We start from the raw sequence: 17,588 nt of genomic DNA on the forward strand, positions 1-17,588 counted from the left end.
GTCACCCGTTCACGGCCGGACCGGAGTCGCCGCCGCCGTCGATTCGGCCCCAGAACCTGTGGAAGTACTCGACCATGGAAGCGCAGGCCAGAATCACCACCACCCAGAGCAGGTATTGTCCGGCGCTGGCCAGCCAGGCGGAATCCCGTTGTCCCAGAATCAGGCAGCTCACGCAAAGCACCTGGGTCCACATCTTGGCCTTTCCCAATGGGGAAGCGTCGATGGTGACGCCTTGAGCCGAGGCGATGCTTCGGAGTCCGGTTACGGCAAGCTCGCGGCCGATGACCAGGATCACCATCCAAGCGGAGGCAACTCCCCACTCCACCAGCGCGACCAGGGCCGCCGATATGAGCACTTTGTCCGCCACCGGATCCAGGAGCTTGCCCAGTGTGGTCACCTGCAGCCGTTTACGCGCCAGATAGCCGTCGAAATAGTCGGTCGCCGACGCGGCGAGGAACACGATGAATCCCCACAATTCCCGGTCCTTGAACTTCCCCGTCAGCAGCACGACGAGAAGCAGGGGCACCAGAAAAATTCGCGTAACCGTGAGGCCGTTCGGCAGGTTCATGGGTCGCTAAAGTAACACAATCTCCGAAAGAGTCACAAACGCTTCCGGGGGGCTCTGAAGCCGCTTGCCAGCTCTGTTCAACGATGCGCCCGCAATGCGCGTCCTGGCCGCCTGCCGGGGCCGGGTTGGCCAAGCTTGCGGCGAAATTGAAACTATTTCGAGTATCCGCTGTCTAAATTTCGCTTGAAGGGATTGACAGGGAGCGCAGGAATTTCGTCAAATGGGCGGCCCGGAGATCGGAGAGAGGTTCCGGAATGAGTCGAGTCGGGAAAATTGTCCTGATTTTGTCCGCCACACTGGCGCTTGGCGCCTCCGCCGGGATCGGTCTGCTGACGGATCCCGCGGCGGGAGGACTGCTGGGAAGTGACCGGCGGGACCCGGCTTTCCCGGAGCGGTTCGTGGGACCGCGTGATTCCGGATATCGCGTCTTTGTCGCCACCGCCTACTGCCTCAAGGGGGTGACCCGTTCCGGCGTCCGCGTCAAACGGGGCATCGTAGCCGCCGATCCATCCAGAATTCCGCTGGGATCGGTCATCCAGGTGAGGGCCGGCAGCTACAGCGGGATCTACAGGGTTCTGGACACCGGTTCCGCAATCAAGGGCGAAATCATCGACATCTACGTTCCCGACTACCATGAAGCCAAGCGTTTCGGCAGACAGCGGGTCCAGGTCCGTGTCCTGCGCCACGGCTGGGATCGGGAAATTCCCACGAAAACGCTGGGCTAGCGACCCTCCAGGCACCAGGTCCTCCCCCACCGGTTGCTATAATTCCGCTTGATGAACCAGGAGGTTCTGGAGGCCCGGCTCGGGCACCTTCCCGACAAGTGCGGCGTCTACCTGTTCCGGGATGCCGAGCAGCGCATCCTCTACATCGGCAAGGGCAAGAGCCTCAGGCACCGGGTGCGTTCCTACTTCCAATCCAGCCGCTCCTGGGACCAGAAGACGGAGGTCCTGAAGCGGCAGATCCGCGATCTCGAATTCATCGTCACCGACACCGAAGTGGAAGCTCTCATCCTGGAGAGCAACCTGGTCCGCAAACACAAGCCCAAGTTCAATGTGAACCTGAAGGACGACAAATCCTTCCTGCTGGTGAAGCTGACGGTGAACGAAGACTTTCCCCGGGTCCTGCTCACGCGGCGGAAGCTGCGAGACGGAGCCCTCTACTTCGGGCCATTCCTGCCGGCCTCTCTTGCCCGCAACACAATCAAGATCATCAATCGCCACTTCCTGCTCCGAACCTGCGACATGGAGATCGACGGCCGGCTGGACCGTCCCTGTCTCGAGTACTACATCAAACGTTGCCTGGGTCCCTGCGTGGCGGGCCTCTGCTCCCAGTCCCGGTACACCGCGGCGGTCAGGGACGTGATCCTTCTGCTGGAGGGAAAGAACGAAGAGCTGCTTCGGAACCTGACTCGCCGGATGCTCGCCGCCTCCGAGAAACAGCAGTACGAGACGGCGGCCTTCTACCGCGATCGCATCCGCATGGTCCGGGAGCTCAACGAGAAGCAAAAGATGATTCTGAGCGGGCCGTCCGATGTGGACATCTTCGCCTACTACCGGGAGGGGCCCCGTTTGGCCCTCCAACTCTTCACCATGCGGAACGCCAGAATCGTCGGGAAACGGGAATTCTATTGGGAGGACCTGGAGTATTTTCATCCCGCTCGTTTTCTCCGGGATGCTCTCCAGCAGTACTACCTGAACTCAGGCTTCGTTCCCGGGGAGATCTATCTTCCCGCCGAGGCGGAAGACCAGGAGCTGATTCGGAGCTGGCTCGACAAGAGGCGAGCCGAGGGACAACGGCGGCAGGTGCGCATCCTGGTGCCTCGGAGGGGGCACAAGCACGATCTCCTGCTGCTGGTCGAACGCAATGCCAAGGTGGCATTCGAGCGCCGTTTCAAAGTCTTGAGGACCGCCCGGTTGAAGGTCTTGGAGGAACTCCGGATTCTCCTGGACCTGGAGGAGACTCCCGCCCGCATCGAGGCCTTTGACGTCTCCAACATCCAGGGAGACGAGACGGTCGCTTCCATGGTGGTCTGCCTGGACGGGCGCATGGAGCGTGGAGAGTACCGGAAATACCGGATCAGGACCGTGTCCGGCCCCGACGACTATTCGGCCATGCAGGAAGCCGTCCGCCGGAGATACCGGCGTTTGCTGGACGAAAAACAGACCCTTCCCCAGTTGATCCTCATCGACGGCGGTAAGGGACAGCTGCACAGCGCATATCAGGCACTGTCGGAGCTGGGGGTCGAAGACACCCCGCTGATCAGCTTGGCGAAGCGGGAGGAGCACGTTTTCGTCAAGGGTCGGGAGGAGGCCGTCATCCTGGACCGGGGCTCACCCCTGTTGCATCTGATTCAGGAGATCCGGGACGAAGCGCATCGTTTCGCGGTCAGCTACCATCGCAAGCGCCGCTCGATTCGGGATTTCGGTTCCGAGCTGGACCAGATCCGCGGTATCGGCGAGAAACGGAAGAAACGGTTGTTGCGAAATTTCGGCAGCGTCAACCGGATCCGGCGGGCCACCACCGAAGAACTGGTCCCCTTCCTGGGAGAAAAGCTGGCCGTCCGCGTCAAGGAGAGCCTGTCCGGAACACGCTGAGGGGAGCGGCGGCTTTCTTGCCGCCGAACGCCAGAGTAACGGTCAAGCGCCGAGGGAACGAAAATAGAAGAGACCCCCGATGGAATGCGGAGAAAAAACGGGGGACAGGAATGTCCCCCCTCCTACCCGTACACGTGGGCGTTGTAGAAGGGGGCGAACGCCGCGGTGAGAGCCAGGGCGTACGACTGGTCCCGGTTCAGGAGTTCCTGGCTCAGGAGCATCCAGCCTTCCTGTCCGGATTGCAGTTGCCGAGCCCGGCAAAACCGGTCGATGACGATCTCCAGCTCGATGCCTCGATCGATCACCGGATCGGCGATTTGAGGCGGAACCGATATCCCGTTGCCGTGGCCGAAATAGCCGTTGAGACCGTCGGACACGTAGACCCAACTTTCCAGGACGACCTGCCGCCGTGCCCCCGAGGAAGCGATCACGTTAAATCCTTCCTCCAGCCCGACGTAGAAGTCGGCCTCGCTCCATTCCCGCTTCAACTGCATGATGAGATGATCCACGCGGCTCAGCGCGCTCCAGGAAAGGTCTGCCGAGGTCGTGGGGATTTTTGGGGCGTCGGTGGGGACGTCGTAGCAGAGAAAGTCGACGCCATCGTCGATCCCGCGAGACAATCTGTCCTCAAGCCGTTCCCAGATCTGTTTTACGGCATTCACCTTGGCGGGCCGAGTGCTCCCGACGGCAACTCTCATCTCAATTCAGTCTAGCAGCCCATGGCGACTTTTTGCGAACCGGACGACCGGCCGGTAGCGACCGTATCCGGGCCGCGCGACCGTCGCGATTCCGCCTCGCACAGAATGCCGGTCTCGAGTCGGATCAGGCCACCGGCCGGGTCGCCTCGGCAACTCCTGGTCCACGCTTCACTCGTCCGGCCGGATCATTCGGGCCGCAGCATTTCGACCAGATCCTGGTGGATCCGGCCATTGCTGGCCAGCACCGTTCTTTCCTCCAAATGGAACGGTGAACCGTTCAGATTGCTGACCGTTCCTCCGGCCTCCTCCACCACCAACCAGCCGGCCGCCATGTCCCAGGGACTCAAGCTCAACTCCCAGTAGCCGTCGAAACGCCCACAGGCGACGTAGCAGAGGTCGAGTGCCGCCGATCCATCCCGGCGCACCGCCTGGACCTTGCGGGACACTCGCGTGAACAGTTTCAGGTTCGTCTCCATCTCCCGGTAATCGTAGGAGAATCCGGTGGCGAGAAAGCCGTTTCGCAAATCGGCTTGTTCGGACACGCGGATAGACTTGCCGTTGAGTTGCGCACCGCCGCCCACCGTCGCCGAAAAGAGCTCTTCCGCCACCGGATCGTAGACGATTCCCGCCTGGATCCGGCCTTCGACCCGATAGGCCACGGAAACGCTGAAGAAGGGGTAGCGGTGCGAATAGTTGGTGGTGCCGTCCAACGGATCGACCACCCATTGCCGCTCGCCCGCTCCATGAACGCCTGATTCCTCCGCCAGAATGGAATCGTGGGGGAAGTGGCGCCGGATGATGTCGATGATGGCGGTCTCGGCGGCGAGATCGGCTTCCGTCACCAGGTTTCTGGGTCCCTTGGCGGATACCTCCACTCCGGAGTCCAGGTATTTCAGCAGGATCCGGCCACCCTCCAGTGCGGCTTCCCTGGCCACCGGCAGGATCTCACTCGTTCCCATCACGCTTCCCGTTGGGATCGGACCAGCAGGACGACCGCCTGAACGGCGATCCCCTCGCCCCGGCCGATCGGACCGCAGCCCTCCATTGTGGTCGCCTTGAGACCGATCCGTCCCGTCTCCACCGAAAGCAGCCTCGCCAGATTGGCTTTCATGGCGTCCACGTGGGGCTGGATCCGGGGGGCTTCCGCCAGCACCGTGATGTCCAGGTTGACGAGGGCGAATCCCTTGTCCCGGACTCGCCCATACGCCTTCTGCAAGAGCACCCGGCTGGAGCTGTCGCGGTATGCCGGATCGGTATCGGGGAACCAGGTCCCGATGTCCCTGAGCCCGGCAGCCCCCAGGAGGGCGTCGATCACCGCATGGAGCAGAGCGTCGGCGTCCGAGTGCCCGCGCAACCCCAGGGGGTGCGGGATCCGGACCCCACCCAGCAGGAGGCGCCGGTCCTGGCCGAAGGGGTGAAAATCGAATCCCAGGCCGACACGAAATCCATCCGTCATGCCTGCACTCCGTACCCTGGTTCCCCTGAATCCGTTCTCAAACCATCTGGAAACGGGCGGACGCTCACAGATCCCCCTCGAATGTGACCTTGAGGTTCCTGGGATCTCCCTCCACCGCCTGAACCTCCGCTCCGATGCGCTCCACCAGGGAGGACTCGTCGGTCCCGTAGAAGTGGTCCCGTCCGGCTTGCCGGAGGGCCTCGTTGAGGATTTCGGCCGGAAATCCCTGCGGCGTCTGGGCGAGACCCAGGCGCTCACGCTCCAGGGTTCCCTCCACCCGCCCCGAAACCACCTCCTTCACCGTGTCCCGAATCTTCAGGACCGGAACCGCGGCCTTCCCCCGGCGCACCGTCCGGATCACCCGGGATATCAGCCGGGCATCGACGTAGGGCCGGGCCGCATCGTGGACCAGGACGATCTCCACGCCGGGAGAGAGCAGTTGGAGACCCCGGGACACGGTGTCCTGCCGGTGGCGGCCACCCGCGGCCACGCGCCACTCCCGGCCTTTGACAGCGCCGGCCGACAACTCTCGCCGGACCGTCTCGATCCAGTCTTCCGGCACCAGTATCACCGCCTCGTCCAGGAAAGGCAGGAAGGGGTTCAAGGCCAGCCGGTACAGGCGCTCGCCCCCCATCCTCAAAAACTGCTTCGGGGTCGGGGAGCCGAATCGGGAGCCGCTGCCGGCAGCCGCCAGAATCAGTCCGATCAAGGCCCGATTCCCGGGAGAGCGATCGCCTGGAGGCACTGGCCGACCGTGGCCACGCCCCGCAGGGAGACCCCGCGAACCGTCTCACTCAGAGGCAGGCTGTTGGCGGGCAGGATCAGGTTTCGAAAGCCCATCATCGACGCTTCCTTGACCCGATTCTGCGGGAAGCTGACGGCCCGGATCTCGCCTGCGAGGCCGACTTCTCCGAAGACCACCGTCGATTCGGGAAGCGGGTGGTTTCCCAGGCTCGACACGATGGCCGCGACGATGGCCAGGTCCACTCCCGGCTCGGTCAGGGAGAATCCGCCGGCGACGTTGATGTAGACGTCGCTGCCCAGAAGATCCAGTCCCAGGCGCTTCTCCAGCATGGCCAGGAGCAATGCCACCCGGTTGGCATCGATTCCGTCCGTCATCCTCCTGGCGGCGCTGAAGCCACTCTGGCTGACCAGCGCCTGGACTTCCACGAGAACCGGCCTCGAACCTTCCATGGTGCAGGTGACGGCGGATCCCGAAACCCGCTCGCTGCGCTGGGACAGGAACAGCCGGGAAGGATTCTCGACACAGCGAAGTCCCCGGCTGGACATTTCGAAGATTCCCAATTCGTTGGACGGACCGAATCGGTTCTTGACCGCCCGGACGATCTTTTCGTTCCGGTGGCGAGTCCCCTCGAAATAGAGCACCACGTCCACGATGTGCTCCAGCGCCTTGGGTCCGGCCAGGGCCCCGTCTTTCGTGATATGCCCGATGAGAAGGACCGGAACGCCTTCCCTCTTGGCGAAGACCAGAAGCTCGGCGGCGCAGTCCCGTATCTGGCTGACGCTTCCCGGGATGGATTCGGTCGCCTCGCTGAACACGGTCTGGATCGAGTCCACGATCACCACCGACGGCCGGAGGCTCTCGATCTGCTCAAGGATTCGCTCCAGGCAGGTCTCTCCCAGCAAGTAGAGGCGCGTTCCCTTGACCTGCAATCGGTCACCGCGCAGTCGAATCTGCTCGACAGACTCCTCCCCCGCCACATAGAGGACGGGACGGCCCCGGTTCGAGAGGCTCTCGGCCACTTGAAGCAGGAGGGTCGACTTGCCGATACCCGGCTCTCCTCCCAAAAGAATCAGGGAACCGGGCACGATTCCTCCGCCCAGGGTCCGGTCGACCTCCGGGTTGCCCGTGTTCATTCGTTGCAGCCCGCGGCCCTGAATCTCCGCATACGCGTGCGCGGGCACGGCCGGCCTGGACTTGCCCGAAGTGGAGACCTTTTCCTCCACCAGGGCGTTCCAGTCACCGCAGGAGGGGCAACGGCCGAACCACTTGGGACTCTGGAATCCGCACTCGCTGCAGACGTGCAAGTGCTTGAGCGGGGCTGGGACCATTGCGGAAATTCTATCAGCAACCCGTGGCTAAAACGGCGCCGCTTCCGATCCGGCAGGCTCGCTCCCGCTTAAAGCCGTCTCCGGAGTATAGAACCGCGTAAACTTTTCGAGGAACACCAGCTTCACGGTCCCGGTAGGCCCATTCCGCTGCTTGCCGACGATAATCTCCGTATAACGATCGTCCTCGTCCAAATCCTCGTCTTTCTTATAGTAGGACTCCCGGTAAATGAACATGACCACATCGGCGTCCTGTTCGATCGAACCGGACTCTCGCAGGTCCGAGAGTTGAGGACGGTGGTTCCCACGTCTCTGCTCCGGGGCCCGGCTCAACTGGGAAATGGCGATCAGAGGCACGCTCAACTCCTTGGCAAGCGCCTTCAGCGAGCGGCTGATGGTTGAAATTTCCTGCTGCCGATTCTCGTGCCGACGGCGCCCGGAAAGCTCTCCCGACATCAGTTGGAGATAATCCACGATGAGCAGATCCAGCCCCTGTTCCGACGCCAGCCGGCGGGCCTTGGAACGCATCTCCAACAGGGAAATGCCGGGAGTGTCGTCGATGAAGAGCCGGGCCTCGGAAAGGCGGCTCACCGCACCTGCCAGATCGGTCCATTCTCTCTTGGAAAGGAAGCCGGAGCGCATCTTGTGGCTGTCCACCCGGGCTTCGGAGCAGAGAAGCCGCAAGGCCAATTGTTGAGAAGTCATCTCAAGACTGAACACTCCAGCTACCTTCTGCTTCTTGACCGCAACATACTGAGCGATGTTCAGAGCCAAACTGGTCTTTCCCAAACCGGGCCGCGCCGCGATGATGATGAGATCGGAGTTCTGAAGGCCTGACAACATCCCGTCCAACTGGGTAAAACCGGTGGGGACTCCGGTGACCTCATCCTGTCGCGAATGTAGATTTTCCACATGCTTGTAGGCTGACGACAGGAGTTCCTGCAGAGGAGCGAAACCGGTGCGGGATCTCTCCTGGCCGATCTGGAAGATGGCTTTCTCCGCCTCCTCCAGGAGGAGGCCGGGATCCTCTTCATCGGAGAAACTGCGATTCAGAATGTCGTTGGCGGAGTGGACCAGCTTTCGCAGGACGGCCTTCTCCTTGACGATGCGTGCGTAGTCCTCGATGTTGGCGACACGGGGGACGCCGTCCACCAGGGAGGCGATATAGGCAACGCCTCCCACCGCGTCCAGGTCGGTCCGCCGTGTCAATTCCTCCCGCAGGGTCAGGATGTCGACGGCCTTGGAGGCTCCGGCCAGTGTGACGATGGTGTCGAAGATGCGGCGATGGCTTTCCAGGTAGAAGTCTTCGCTGACCAGCAACTCGGCGGCCTGGTCGAATATCCGGTTGTCCAGCAGCACCGCCCCCAGGACGGCCCGTTCCGCTTCGGCGCTGTGGGGGAGAGTCTTCTCCAGGGAGGAGGAATTCATGTGGCCGGATTATATTGGGCTAGGCCCCGGATTCGGAAGGTGAATAACGAGCCGCCCGCGACTGTCGCGGCTCCGGACGTTCAGGACGCCCCTCGTCAGCCGGAATCCGAGTCGGGAGTTTCGACTTCGGCTGCCTTCATCTCGTCGACCAGGAACTCCAACTCGGCCACCAACCGGTTGGACTCGTCATCCTGCCGTTTCAGCCGCTCGACCGGATCGTCTTCCTCCGGAACGATGGAAACCAGGAGTTGGGCCGTGACCTCGGCGTGGCAGCGGATGTCCAACCGGTAGTTGCCGATGCTCTTGATGGGGTGCTCCAGCAGGATCTTGCGGCGATCCACTTCGATCCCGTTGGCCGAGAGCAGGTCGGAGACATCCCTCGATGTCACCGAGCCGAACAGCACTCCCGTGTCTCCCGCCCGCCGGCTCAACACCGCATGGTGGCGCGAGAATTCTTCGGCCAGGAGTTCGGCTTCCGCCTTGTGTTTGGCCTGCCTTCGGGCCTGGGCCAGCCTCTGCGACTCCACCAGCTTCCGGTTGGCCGGAGTCGAAAGCAGCGCCAGCCCCTTGGGCAGCAAATAGTTTCGTCCGTAGCCCTTGGCCACGCGGACCACATCGCCGCGCCGCCCGAGATGCTCGACGTCCCCCACCAGAATCAGTTCCATGGTCGTGCCCCTCAGTGGAATAACAGTGGGCGGAGATCAATCCGAGACGTAGGGAAGGAGGGCCAGGTGGCGAGCCCGCTTCAAGGCCCGCTTCAACTTCCGCTGACACGGCGCACAGACGCCACTGAGCCGGCGGGGCGAAATCTTGGCCCGTTCCGGCACGTACTGATTCAGCATCCGCACGTCCTTGTAATCGATGTATTCCATCTTGTCGGCGCAGAACTTGCAATACCTGCGTCTTCTAGGCATGGCTCGCTTCCCGGGACGCGGACCCTTGGGCCGGTGCGGGTGCCTCCGGCTCGGTCTTGCGTCGTTCCTTTCTCTTTTTTCTGCCTTCGGCGCGCTTACGCTCCAAGTCGACGCGAATGGCGAGGAAACGGATGATGGAGTCGCTGACCCTGACCCGGCGTTCCAGTTCCCGCAACGCGACGTTGGAGTCCGCCAGGACGGTGAAAATGACGTATTGGCCGTCCGTATGTTTCTTGACCGGAAAGGCCAAGCGCCGCCGGCCCCACCGATCCACGTTGGCCACCTCCGCCCCACGTTCCTCGGCGGCCTGCCGTAGGCTGTCGATGATGGCCTGGGTCTGCTCCTCGTCCAGCGTTGGAGCCAGAATGAAAACCGCCTCGTATTCCCTCATTCGACTGCTCGATCCTCCGTGGCCGGAACCACAGTTTTGCAAGTTGTTCAGTTTAGCACAGCGCCCGTCTCTGCTGACAGTTCGGGCCAAGTTCACTGGGGCCGTTAGACCAACAACGGCGCGATCACCAGCGCGACGATGGACATGAGCTTCACCAGGATGTTCATGGACGGACCGCTCGTGTCCTTGAACGGGTCTCCCACGGTGTCGCCCACCACCGCCGCCTTGTGGGCTTCCGAGCCTTTGCCTCCCAGAATGCCCTCCTCGATCATCTTCTTGGCGTTATCCCAGGCCCCTCCCGCGTTGGCCATGAAGAGCGCCAGCAGCACCCCCACCAGCATCGACCCAGCCAGCATTCCCCCCAGAGAATGCGGTCCCAGCACGAAACCGACGATGACCGGGGCCGCCACGGCGGTGATGCCCGGAGCCACCATCTCCTTCAGAGCGGCCCGGGTGGAGATGTCGATGCACCGGGTCGTGTCCGGCTCGGCCTCGCCCTCCATGAGTCCCGGAATCTCCCGGAACTGGCGCCGCACCTCCTCCACCATCCTGAAGGCCGCGCGTCCCACCGAAGACATGGTGAGGTTCCCGATGAAGAAGGGGAGGGTTCCCCCGATGAAGAAGCCGACCACCACCCGGGGATCGATGAGATCCAATTGAAGCTGTTTCCCGGGCAGACTCTGGGCCACAGTCTGGGAATAGGCCGAAAACAGCGCCAGAGCGGTGAGCGCCGCCGAGCCGATGGCGAACCCCTTGCCGATGGCGGCAGTCGTGTTGCCCAGGGAATCCAGGCTGTCGGTGATCTTCCGGACGTCGGGACCCAGGCCGCTCATCTCGGAGATCCCGCCGGCGTTGTCCGCTATGGGGCCGTAGGCGTCGACCGACATGGTTACTCCCACCGTCGCCAGCATGCCCACCGCGGCGATCCCGATTCCGTAGAGGCCGGCGAAGTTGTAGGCGACCATGATGGTCCCGGCGATGGTCAGTATGGGGAGGGCCGTCGACTCCATCCCCACGGCCAGGCCCGAGATGATGTTGGTGGCGACGCCCGTCTTGCACGATTCGGCGATGCGGCGGACCGGATTGCCCGAGGTGTACCACTCGGTAAGCAACCCGATGAGGACTCCCGCGACGGCCCCCAGCAGGACCGCGTAAAAGACGCCCGCTTCCAGATCCAGGGCGCGTACCGCGAACCAGGTCCCCGCCAGGAGAAGCAGGGCGCTCACATACGTGGCATTGCGCAGAACCGCAGCCGGGCTGAGATTGCGGAGCACTCGAATGGAAACCACACCGATGAGGGAGGCGATCAGGCCGATGGCGATGACCACCAGGGGAAACAGCATGTAGCGGCTCTTGTCGGCGTCCCCGATGATGAGTATCTGAGTGGTCCCCGCCGCGGCGATGGCGATCGTGGCGATCACCGAGCCGACGTAACTCTCGAAAATATCCGCGCCCATGCCTGCCGTGTCTCCGACGCAATCGCCCACATTGTCGGCGATGGTGGCCGGGTTTCTCGGGTCGTCCTCGGGAATTCCCGCTTCCACCTTGCCCACCAGATCGGCTCCCACGTCCGCCGTCTTCGTATAAATTCCGCCGCCCACTCTGGCGAAAAGGGCGATGGAGCTGGCGCCCATGGCAAAACCGTTGATGTCGCGCTCGGAAATGAAGCCGTTGCTGTAGAGCAGGTAGGCGATGCAGATTCCCAACATGCCGAGGCTGGCGACCGAAAGACCCATCACGGCCCCTCCGGAAAAGGCCACGTTCAGGGCGTCGCCGATCCCGGAAGTGGAGGCGGCCTGGGTGGTGCGGACGTTGGCGCGGGTCGCCGCCTTCATACCGAAGAAACCGGCGATCATGGAGAGGAACGCTCCGGCCAGAAAGGCCATTCCGGTACCCGCCGAAAGACTCCACCAGAGCAGAAGGAAGACCACCACGACAAAGACGGCCAGAATCCCGTACTCGCGGCGCAGAAACACCATGGCGCCGTCATGGATGGCGTCGGAGATGCGCGCCATCGTCTTGTTCTGGATGTCTATCTTGTTGATGAACCGGTATATCAGGCCGGCTGCAAGGAGTCCGGCCAAGGCCACCGCGCCCACCGCGGGGACCAGTTCTCCAGCAGAAAGAAAGTTCGCATAGACCATCGAAAACCCGCCTTTCAGTTCAGTGGCCGGAGGTTTTCGTGCCTCCAACCATTGACCAGGTCCATGGCCCGCAAATGGCCATGGGTCAGTATCGTGTCGACCGCCAGGACCGCACGGTCCAGCACGGCGTCCAGTATCAACCGCTCACCCGCCGTGAAGGGGGAGAGCAGATAATCGGTCAGATCCCCTTCCACCGCGTCGCCGCCCACTCCGATTCGCAGCCGGGGAATCTGTTTCGTTCCTACCATCCGAATGATCGAGTCCATGCCCTTCTGTCCGCCCGAGCTGCCGGAACGCCGGACCCGCAACCGTCCCAAGGGCAACTGTGCCTCGTCGTAGACCACAAGGAGCTCCTCCGGATCGGCGCCATAGTGAACAAGCAGCGAGCGAACCGCGATGCCGCTGAGGTTCATGTAGGTTTGCGGCTTGGCCAGAATCAGCGATCCGCTCTCGCGCTCGACCCGGCAGACGCGCGAACGTCCGGCGGCGGAACCGAACCGGGCGGCGCTCATAGCGGCCAGGCGGTCGACCAGCATGAACCCCGAGTTGTGTCGGGTCGCTCGGTACCGGCGGCCCGGGTTGCCCAACCCAACGACCAGAAGCACCAGCGCTATTCTCCGGGTTGGCTTCCTTCCGGCTGACCTCCTCCCGCGACCTCCGGTTCAGCGGTTTCCTCGTCGAGCATGAGATCAGCCTCGTCTGTCTCGACCAGGGGAGCTGCTATCGTCAGGATGGTCAGGTCCGGATCGGAGAGAATCTCCACCTTTTCCTGATCCACATCCAGTTGTTCCACCCGCACCGAGTCTCCAATTTCCAGGTCGGTCACATTGATTCGAATGTGATCGGGCAGGTCCCCGGGGAGGCACTCCAAATGGATTTCTCGCACTACCAGGTCCAGAATTCCCCCGTGCATCTTGACACCGGAGGCCGTCCCCACGATCTCCACCGGTACGTCGAAGACCATGGTCCGGTCCATGGAGATGGCTATGAAGTCGGCATGGAGAAGTTCCTCTCCTACCGGGTCACGCTGGAACTCGCGGATCAGGACGTCTTTCTCCTGGTCCTGGTACTTCAACGTGAAAATCGTGTTGTGGCCCGTATCGGAGTGCAGGATCCGGTCCAGGTCTTTGGGATCGACGGAGACGGCGACCGGCAACACATTGCGGCCGTAGACGATTCCAGGCAACCGTCCTGCGGCGCGTAGCCTCCGGTTGGCGTTCTTTCCGAATTCCCGACGTATCTGCGACTCCACCGTCAATCGAGGCATTTCCTCCAACTCCTCTTTCCTGTGTTCGAGCTGCCCTGAGAAAACGGACCAACCCGCGCAACTCGGTTTCCGCATTCAGGATCAGTTGACAAAGAGCCGGCTCACCGAGGTTTCCTCGTGGATCGACCGGATCGCCTCGCCCAACAGGCCGGCGACGCTCAAGGTCTGTATCTTGGGAATCCGCTTTTCCGGACTGATCCAAACCGTATTGGTGACGACAATTCCTTCGAAGTGAGACTCGCGAAGGCGCTTCACGGCCGGCCCCGAAAGGACGGCGTGGGTGGCGGCGGCGAAGAGTCTCCGGGCTCCCTGCTTTCTCAGGGCGTCCGTGGCCTGCACCAGGGTCCCCGCCGTGTCGACCATGTCGTCGATGATGACCACGTCCCGGCCGTCGACGTCGCCCACGATGCGCATGACCTCAGCCGTGTTCACACCGACGCGGCGCTTGTCGATGACGGCCAGATTGGCGCCCATCCTGCGGGCGTAGAAGCGAGCCCGCTCCACGCCTCCGGCATCGGGCGACACGACCGTGGGCCGGATCAACGACATCTTGTTCTTCAAATGGGAGAGGATGACCGGAGTGGCGAAGAGGTGGTCCACCGGCAGGTTGAAAAAACCCTGGATCTGTCCCACGTGCAGGTCCATGGAAAGGAGCCGGTGGGTCCCGGCCGCCGTCAGGAGATCCGCCACCAGCTTGGCCGAGATGGGCACTCGCGGTTTGTCCTTTCGGTCCTGGCGGGCGTAGCCGTAATAGGGAACAACGGCCGTGACTCGCCGTGCCGAGGAACGCCGAAAGGCATCCAGCATGATCAGTAGTTCCATCAGGTTCTCGCCCACCGGCGGGCAGGTGGGCTGAACCACGAAGACGTCCTTTCCTCTGACGTTCTCGAGAATCTGGAAATTCACCTCGCCGTCGCTGAATCGGGTCAGGTTCGCCCGGCCCAGAGGTTCTCCCAGATGTTGGCAGATCTCTTCCGTGAGAGGGGCGTTGGCGCTGCCTGTAAAGATCTTCAAACTGGACATGGAATCAACCCCGTGCCGACGTGCTTGCGGATCCCGCACGATCGGATCCGAAGTGGTCAGACCGGAACTTCGAGCCCCGATTCTCTCAGTATTTTTCTATAGCGTCTTCTGGAAAGAGTGGAGCAGAACAACAGTTCTCCGCCCCCCTGGAAGGCGGATGGGTCTTTCCCCCGCGGGGGCCGCTTCCGGCACCCCAAGCCCATGAGCGTCGAGCCGCTCCCACAAACCATGACTCTCTCGCAACCCAAGGCGATGAGGGCTTTTCTCGCCTCCTCGAGAAAGCCGTAGCGCTGGAACAGCAGCGTTTCGAAGTCGTTCTCCAGATGAGCCCAATTCAGGCCGTCTCTGAAGCGTGAGAAGCGATGGATTGTATTCTGCGTCCAGGACCTTGTCAACCTTTCGGCCCCCGCCCAAACGCCCCAATTCCGCATGGAATACACTGACTTCGTGGAGAGGCCGCGGCCCGGATAAAGTAGCATCATGTCCACCGGGCGCCCTAGATCAGGCAAGGGCGTGATGAGTTCTCCCCGGCCTTCTCCCAACGCGGACCCTCCGCGAAGGAAGAACGCGACATCGGAGCCCAACTCTGACGCCAATGCAGTCAGGCCGGAGAGGCTCAATCCGCAATCCCACAACTGGTTCAATGCCAGCAGGGTCGCCGCCGCATTCCCCGATCCGCCGCCGAGTCCGGCCCCCAGGGGTATTCTCTTGGTCAGGGTCATTTCCGCTCCGGCGGACACGCCCGCCCTCCGCTTCAGCAGCCGGGCGGCGCGGCAGACCAGGTTCTCCGGCCCCGCCGGCGCGGCGCGGCCATGAACCCGAATTCGAATCTCCGGATCCGTGGTGACCCGCAGCATCAACTCGTCCCTCAGGTCCAGCATCTGAAAGACGGTTCGCAACTCGTGAAAGCCGTCCTCCCGAAGACCCAGAATCTTCAGGATCCAGTTGGTCTTGGCAAAGGAGGGGAGAGCGAGTGAGGACAATGCGCCGAGTCAGACCGAAAAATGAGCGCGCGGGGTGGAGTTCCCGCGACGGTTGAACGAGATCACGGGGCTTGCGACGAGAGGCGCTGCTTCACGTCGGCCACCTTCCGTTGAAGTCGATGGAATTCCTCGTCGGTGGCCACGCGCACACCGCGCTCGTAATACTGAAGTGCGGTTTCGAGCTGACCGAGCTCGATGTAGAGGTCTCCCAGGTGGTCGAGAATCGTCGGGTCCTCCGTCAGTTGGGCCGCCCGTTTCAGATTGACCTCGGCCTCATCGAGGCGATGCAGCTTGAAGTAGACCCATCCCAGACTGTCCAGATAGGCTCCGTTGTACGGATCCATTTCCGTCGCTTTCCTGATGTAGGTCAACGCCTCCTGGAGACGGATTCCCCGGTCCGCCCACATGTAACCCAAGTAGTTGAGAACCCCGGCATGGTCTGGATTCGACTCGAGAATCCTCATGAATTCGGCTTCGGCGTCGGGAAGTTTCTCCTGCCTTTCGTAGACGGACGCCAGTCGAAACGAGAGCGGTTCACTGTCCGGCTTGAGACCGAGGCCTTTCTTGATGGCGTTTTCGGCTTTCCGGTAGTTCTTGTGATCCATGTAGAGTTGGCTGATGATGCGGTAGTACGTCTCGGGATCCTTCTCAGGGCTCAGCCTGGACTGCACGAGTTCGACTCCCTCCGACAGCCGGTCGTTTGCCGAGAGCATCTGGGCTCGCGTCGCGAGGGCGTCCGGATCGCGCGGATGGTCGTGGAGCAACTCCCCGGCCAGGGAAAGCGCCTCATCCAGCTTTCCCGCATCTTTCAGGGCGTAAATGAGCATGGCCTTGAATCGGGGTTCGCCGGGCCGGCCCTTCAGCAACTCCCGAAACAGCCCGATGGCCTCCGTGTATTGGCGTGATTCCTGGTGGACGTGGGCCAGCGTGACCTGGACCTGTTCTCGAAACTCCCACTCTCCCCGCGACCTCGGGCTGTCCAGAGCGGAAAGAAGATGCTGCAAACGCCCGGTGGCGCTCTCCCGTTCCCCCTGTATGGCCTCGAGTCGGGACAATTCCAGGGTCGCTTCCCTCTGCTTCGGATTGTTTTCCAGGACTCGGCCGAACACCTCCGTGGCCTCTTCAAACTCGCGGACCCGCATGAGAGCCCGGCCCAATTCAACCGCCAATGCCGGATCCTGCACGTTCCGGGACGTTCCCTTCCTCAGCAGTTCGACAGCTTGTTCGTGGCGCCCCTGTTGCGCCAGGAGCCTTCCGGTCTTGGTCAGGAGATCGGGGTCCGCCAGGAGCTGAGGGGCCGACAGATAGATTTCCACGGCCCGGTCCGGCCGGCCGGTCTGTACGTACAAGCGTCCCAGGTCGCCAATGACTTCGAAATGACCCTTCTGGATGCTCAGCGCTTTCTCCAACGCCTGGATGGCCCCGGCCAGGTCACCCAGCTCCTCCAGGTTTTTGGCATGTTGGTAGTGGGCCTCCACCAGACCCGGCCGCAACTCGACCAGACGCGCCAGGAAGGGCGCCGCCTTCCGGTGTTCGCCGCGCAGCCGATGGAGATTCCCCAACTGATAGAGGGCCTCGGCATGGTCGGGATCCAGCTCGATGACTTTGTTCAGTTTCTCGATTGCCTTTTCCGAAAGCCCGCTTTGACCGCCGTGGTAGCTGGAATAGAGCTGGCCCAGGAAGTAATGGGCCGCGACGCTGTTTGGATCCTTCCGGATGGCCTGCTGGATCTCGCTGACGGCCTTCGTGACGTCGCCTGATCTGACCAGGATGTGGGCGTACTCGATCCGGAGCTGGATACTGTCCGGATCGAGTTCCAGCGCCTTCTCGAATTCGGTTTTGGAGAGGCCGAAGTCCTTGTTCCCCGAGTGGAGCGTGCCCAGGGCGAAATGATAGTAGGCCTGGGCCTGCCGGCTTGGGGGCGTCGGGACCGGCTCGACCGCCGCAACGGTTCCGAGAATGACTCCGATTACCAATCCGGTCATAACGATTCGTGGGCTATTGGCAAGAAAAATCAGGCTGATAGTACCCAACTCCGGGCGGGACGAC

General features: G+C 62.3%; 18 protein-coding genes. 2 read left to right on the top strand and 16 right to left on the bottom strand.

What is annotated here, in order from left to right; genetic code table 11:
* Nucleotide 1: 1 nt before the first annotated feature.
* Nucleotides 2-568, bottom strand: a complete 567-nt coding sequence (gene pgsA, locus OXT71_22135; GenBank protein ID MDE2929095.1) for a CDP-diacylglycerol--glycerol-3-phosphate 3-phosphatidyltransferase — start codon at nucleotides 566-568, stop codon at nucleotides 2-4.
* Nucleotides 569-822: 254 nt separating this feature from the next.
* Between pgsA and OXT71_22140 the strand changes: the two genes are divergently transcribed.
* Both OXT71_22140 and uvrC read left to right on the top strand, forming a co-directional pair.
* Nucleotides 823-1,293, top strand: a complete 471-nt coding sequence (locus OXT71_22140) for a 3D domain-containing protein (protein MDE2929096.1) — start codon at nucleotides 823-825, stop codon at nucleotides 1,291-1,293.
* A 51-nt stretch (nucleotides 1,294-1,344) separates the two neighbouring features.
* Complete coding sequence (gene uvrC, locus OXT71_22145; protein MDE2929097.1) at nucleotides 1,345-3,165, top strand: excinuclease ABC subunit UvrC; 1,821 nt, start codon at nucleotides 1,345-1,347, stop codon at nucleotides 3,163-3,165.
* A 122-nt stretch (nucleotides 3,166-3,287) separates the two neighbouring features.
* Here uvrC and OXT71_22150 read toward each other — a convergent pair whose 3' ends face one another.
* The 15 genes from OXT71_22150 to OXT71_22220 form a co-directional block, all read right to left on the bottom strand.
* A complete protein-coding gene (locus tag OXT71_22150; GenBank protein ID MDE2929098.1) occupies nucleotides 3,288-3,863 on the bottom strand; it encodes a DUF84 family protein in 576 nt (191 codons plus the stop codon).
* Between the two features lie 185 nt (nucleotides 3,864-4,048).
* Nucleotides 4,049-4,822: an inositol monophosphatase family protein gene (locus OXT71_22155; protein ID MDE2929099.1), complete on the bottom strand. Its 774-nt coding sequence runs from the start codon at nucleotides 4,820-4,822 to the stop codon at nucleotides 4,049-4,051.
* The gene (gene ispF / locus OXT71_22160; GenBank protein MDE2929100.1) at nucleotides 4,822-5,319 is read right to left on the bottom strand and encodes a 2-C-methyl-D-erythritol 2,4-cyclodiphosphate synthase; all 498 of its coding nucleotides are present in this window, start codon (nucleotides 5,317-5,319) and stop codon (nucleotides 4,822-4,824) included. The genes OXT71_22155 and ispF overlap by 1 nt, the downstream gene beginning before the upstream one ends.
* 64 nt (nucleotides 5,320-5,383) lie before the next feature.
* The gene (ispD, locus tag OXT71_22165; GenBank protein MDE2929101.1) at nucleotides 5,384-6,028 is read right to left on the bottom strand and encodes a 2-C-methyl-D-erythritol 4-phosphate cytidylyltransferase; all 645 of its coding nucleotides are present in this window, start codon (nucleotides 6,026-6,028) and stop codon (nucleotides 5,384-5,386) included.
* Entirely contained in the window at nucleotides 6,025-7,392 is a 1,368-nt protein-coding gene (radA, locus tag OXT71_22170) for a DNA repair protein RadA (protein MDE2929102.1), read from the bottom strand. Before radA ends, ispD begins: the two co-directional genes overlap by 4 nt.
* A 27-nt stretch (nucleotides 7,393-7,419) precedes the next feature.
* Nucleotides 7,420-8,817, bottom strand: coding sequence for a replicative DNA helicase (gene dnaB, locus OXT71_22175; protein MDE2929103.1), 1,398 nt, complete (start codon nucleotides 8,815-8,817; stop codon nucleotides 7,420-7,422).
* A gap of 95 nt (nucleotides 8,818-8,912) precedes the next feature.
* Nucleotides 8,913-9,482 (bottom strand): 50S ribosomal protein L9, encoded by a 570-nt coding sequence (gene rplI / locus OXT71_22180; protein ID MDE2929104.1) that lies wholly within the window; start codon nucleotides 9,480-9,482, stop codon nucleotides 8,913-8,915.
* A gap of 36 nt (nucleotides 9,483-9,518) precedes the next feature.
* Entirely contained in the window at nucleotides 9,519-9,731 is a 213-nt protein-coding gene (gene rpsR / locus OXT71_22185; protein ID MDE2929105.1) for a 30S ribosomal protein S18, read from the bottom strand.
* The gene (rpsF, locus tag OXT71_22190; protein MDE2929106.1) at nucleotides 9,724-10,122 is read right to left on the bottom strand and encodes a 30S ribosomal protein S6; all 399 of its coding nucleotides are present in this window, start codon (nucleotides 10,120-10,122) and stop codon (nucleotides 9,724-9,726) included. Before rpsF ends, rpsR begins: the two co-directional genes overlap by 8 nt.
* A 104-nt stretch (nucleotides 10,123-10,226) precedes the next feature.
* The gene (locus OXT71_22195; protein MDE2929107.1) at nucleotides 10,227-12,266 is read right to left on the bottom strand and encodes a sodium-translocating pyrophosphatase; all 2,040 of its coding nucleotides are present in this window, start codon (nucleotides 12,264-12,266) and stop codon (nucleotides 10,227-10,229) included.
* Nucleotides 12,267-12,280: 14 nt separating this feature from the next.
* A complete protein-coding gene (pth, locus tag OXT71_22200; protein ID MDE2929108.1) occupies nucleotides 12,281-12,871 on the bottom strand; it encodes an aminoacyl-tRNA hydrolase in 591 nt (196 codons plus the stop codon).
* A 5-nt stretch (nucleotides 12,872-12,876) separates the two neighbouring features.
* On the bottom strand, nucleotides 12,877-13,533 hold the full coding sequence (locus tag OXT71_22205) for a 50S ribosomal protein L25 (GenBank protein ID MDE2929109.1): 657 nt from the start codon (nucleotides 13,531-13,533) through the stop codon (nucleotides 12,877-12,879).
* A gap of 81 nt (nucleotides 13,534-13,614) precedes the next feature.
* Nucleotides 13,615-14,556: a ribose-phosphate pyrophosphokinase gene (locus OXT71_22210; GenBank protein MDE2929110.1), complete on the bottom strand. Its 942-nt coding sequence runs from the start codon at nucleotides 14,554-14,556 to the stop codon at nucleotides 13,615-13,617.
* A 56-nt stretch (nucleotides 14,557-14,612) separates the two neighbouring features.
* Nucleotides 14,613-15,539, bottom strand: a complete 927-nt coding sequence (gene ispE, locus OXT71_22215; protein MDE2929111.1) for a 4-(cytidine 5'-diphospho)-2-C-methyl-D-erythritol kinase — start codon at nucleotides 15,537-15,539, stop codon at nucleotides 14,613-14,615.
* A gap of 62 nt (nucleotides 15,540-15,601) precedes the next feature.
* Nucleotides 15,602-17,524, bottom strand: a complete 1,923-nt coding sequence (locus OXT71_22220) for a tetratricopeptide repeat protein (GenBank protein MDE2929112.1) — start codon at nucleotides 17,522-17,524, stop codon at nucleotides 15,602-15,604.
* Nucleotides 17,525-17,588: the final 64 nt, after the last annotated feature.

The organism is Acidobacteriota bacterium (genome assembly GCA_028874215.1).
In the GTDB taxonomy this organism is placed as follows: Bacteria; Acidobacteriota; UBA6911; order RPQK01; family JAJDTT01; genus JAJDTT01.